This is a genomic window from Burkholderia sp. Ac-20384, from assembly GCF_017104605.1.
In the GTDB taxonomy this organism is placed as follows: Bacteria; Pseudomonadota; Gammaproteobacteria; order Burkholderiales; family Burkholderiaceae; genus Burkholderia; species Burkholderia lata.
In genome coordinates this window covers 1-3108 of the sequence record NZ_JAAGPE010000544.1, presented here as the reverse complement: position 1 = coordinate 3108, position 3108 = coordinate 1, and the positions used below count along the sequence as shown (strand labels likewise).

The 3108-nt window shown below is 64.4% G+C and carries 3 protein-coding genes; all 3 read right to left on the bottom strand.

The genetic code is table 11. The features are described from left to right. The coding region (locus tag G3O00_RS41410) for a penicillin-binding protein 2 (RefSeq protein ID WP_206146462.1) at positions 1 to 1792 on the bottom strand (1792 nt) is incomplete at its 3' end. Positions 1793 to 2210: 418 nt separating this feature from the next. Beyond that, positions 2211 to 2555, bottom strand: coding sequence for a DUF3564 family protein (locus G3O00_RS41405; RefSeq protein ID WP_206146461.1), 345 nt, complete (start codon positions 2553 to 2555; stop codon positions 2211 to 2213). 107 nt (positions 2556 to 2662) lie between these two features. Continuing rightward, positions 2663 to 2938 carry a hypothetical protein gene (locus tag G3O00_RS41400; protein ID WP_206146460.1) on the bottom strand — a complete coding sequence of 92 codons (276 nt, stop codon included), beginning with the start codon at positions 2936 to 2938 and terminating at the stop codon, positions 2663 to 2665. Positions 2939 to 3108: the final 170 nt, after the last annotated feature.

Below are 3108 nucleotides of genomic sequence, written 5' to 3'. Positions count from 1 at the left end.
CTTTCGGTGCAGCCACCGTCTTCTGCGGCGCAACGGCCTTCGCCGGCGGCGTCTTCTCCGGCTCGACCGGTGCGTCGGGCGGCACGCCGAGTAGCTGCAGCGAGCCGCTCGTGACCGACGCGAACACCGGGCCGGCCACCGTGCCGCCGTAGTAGCCCTTGCCGCGCGGCTCGTCGATCATCACCGCGACGATCAGGCGCGGGTTGCTCATCGGCGCCATCCCGGCGAACAGCGCGCGGTACTTGCCCTTCGCATAGGTTGCGCCGACCTGCTTGCGCGCAGTACCCGTCTTGCCGCCGATCCGGTAGCCGTCGACGCGCGCGCGGCGCCCCGTACCGCCTTCGCCGACCGCCATCTCGAGCATCGAGCGGATCGATGCCGCCGTCTGTGCCGACGTCACGCGGTGGCCGCGATGCGCGTCGATCGTCTGCTGGTCCGTGCCGTTCTTCAGCAGCGACACCGGGTGCAGCGTGCCGTCGCCCGCATAGGCCGTGTAGGTCTGCGCGATCTGCAGCAGCGACATCGACAGGCCGTAGCCGTATGCCATCGTCGCCTGCTCGATCGGCCGCCAGCGCTTGTAGCCGCGCAGCCGGCCCGACGCGACGCCCGGGAACGTCAGTTCCGGCGCGCGGCCGATCCCGTACTCCTGGTATTTGTTCCAGATCGTTTCGGCGGGCAGGTTCAGCGCGAGCTTCGCGAGCGCGACGTTACTCGACTTCTGCAGCGCCTGCGAGACAGTCAGCGAGCCGTGGTTCGACGTGTCGTGGATCACGGCCGGGCCGATCTTGTAGGTGCCCGGCGACGTGTTGATGATCGTGTTCGGCGTGACCTTGCGCTCGTCGATCGACAGCGCGACAACGAGCGGCTTGATCGTCGAGCCCGGTTCGAACGTGTCGATCACCGCACGGTTGCGCAACTGCTGGCCGGTGAGGCGCGCGCGGTCGTTCGGGTCGAAGGTCGGGTAGTTCGCCAGCGCGAGGATCTCGCCGTTCTGCGCGTCGAGCACCACGACGCTGCCGGCCACCGCGTTGTTCTCGACCACGGCCGCCTTGAGCTGGCTGAACGCGAGCTGCTGGATGCGGCGGTCGATCGTCAGTTCGATCGTCGCGCCGTGCTGCGCCGGGACGAGCGGGCGCGTGTCCGACACGATGCGGCCGAGCCGGTCGCGGATCACCTCGCGCTGCCCGGACGTCCCCACCAGGCGCGCATTCGCCGCGAGTTCGACGCCTTCCTGGCCCTTGTCCTCGACGTTCGTGAAGCCGACCACGTGCGCGGCCGATTCGCCTTCCGGGTAGAAGCGCTTCGAATCGGCGATCTGCGTGATGCCGTCGATCGCGAGCTTGTCGAGCTTGCCCGCGGTGTCCGCGTCGACCTGCCGCTTGAGCAGCACGAACGTCTTGTCGTTGCCGAGGCGCCGCTTGACCTCGACGAGCGGCATGTCGAGCAGCTTCGAGATCTGTGGGTAGTCGGTGTCGGCGACCTGTTTCGGGTTCGCCCAGATTTCATAGGTCGACAGGCTGACGGCGAGCATCGCGCCGTTGCGGTCGACGATGCGCCCACGCGTCGCATCGAGCTCGATCGTGCGCTGGTAGCGCTTCTGGCCCTGGCCGACGTAGAACTCCTTGTTCGCGACCTGCACCCAGAAGGCGCGGCCGATCAGTGCAGCGAATGCGAGGAACACGATGATCACGATCAGCTTCGAGCGCCACATCGGCAGGCGCGACGCGAGCATCGGATTCTTGGTCGCGGCCGCGTACGGATCGGCGGGGTGGGTCTTCTTTTTCACGCTCATGCAATGGCCGGGTCGGGCCGCCGAAGGGCGGCGAGTCAGTCTGGATAATGCGATTGTAATAAATGAGTAAACACCGTGTGGGGAAAGTGTGTTCCGGCCCCGAGAAAAAACGGATATTGGCGCTCCGGCCTGGGGTGAAAAAGGGGAAGGAAAAGCGAGGCGGATGCGGCACCTCAGCGGTGCAGCAGGCGATGAAGAGCGGGAGGTTCGTCGGGCGTCGATCCGGGGGCACGATCTTCGGTGCGGTCGATGCCGGCCATTCCCGATGTGCGATCAATTGACCGGCTTGCGGTTATTTCTTTAAACCGGAAAATGAAAAGCGCCCCGAAATGGGGCGCCGTTAATACTGAATATCGAAATGAATATCACTGAAACCGGAATAAACCCGAAAACCGCAGACGAATTACATCGATAATTTCTATCGGGCGACGGAAATGAATTCCCGGTATTCCGGTTCGCTCGTGCAACGATCGACTGCCTGCAGTCGCCACGCGCCGGGGTGATCGCCGGCGAGCACCGCGGGACCCTGTTCGCGCTGCGTTGCATCGAATGACAGCCCCTTCAGCTGGCACACGGCATTCCCGCCGTCGGCCGCGCAGAGCGCCATTGCGCCCTCGACGTCGCGGACCTTGCCCCAGGTCGGCAGATCCATGCCCTGATGTGCCTCGCGCGACCACAGCCCCTCGTCAGTATCGACCCACAGTACCGCGAAGGAGTGCCGGGTTGTCGATTCGCTGCCATTAATCCGAATGGTGAGGCGCATTGTGATCGTCTCCTAAAAAAATGACACATTCGACCGTTTTGACTTGAACAGTCTAGATAGACTGGTGTGAAACGCAAGTGATAAACCGCAATAAATCTGTATTGAGTTCATTGCGATTTCAGATGGAACGACGTCTGACGATTCATGGTTATTCCGGCAGCGCGCGCAAACACGCGCGCACCGGCGATCGCGGTGCCGATGGCGGCTGAGTCGATCATCGAGACATGGGATGACATGGCCGCGAGGCGCGTCGATCTGTCGCGTGCGACCGGCGGTGGAAACCGGGCCGATCCGACGCGGCACTGCGCCGTCGAAAGGCGGCCCGAGCGGATGTTGCGGCGTTTTGACGGCGCGCCCGGTACGACAGACTCCGACAATCCCATACAAATCGCCACACTTTCACGAAACTTTCGGGACAGACTTGCCTGCGGTCGGGCCCCACACTGAGGTCTTCCCGATCCAGTGCCGCGGACGCCCGTCCTCGGCGGCTGCCGCCGCCTCATGCCAGAGACGCGATCGACGCGATCGCGGGCCGCACGCCCGATCGGGAATA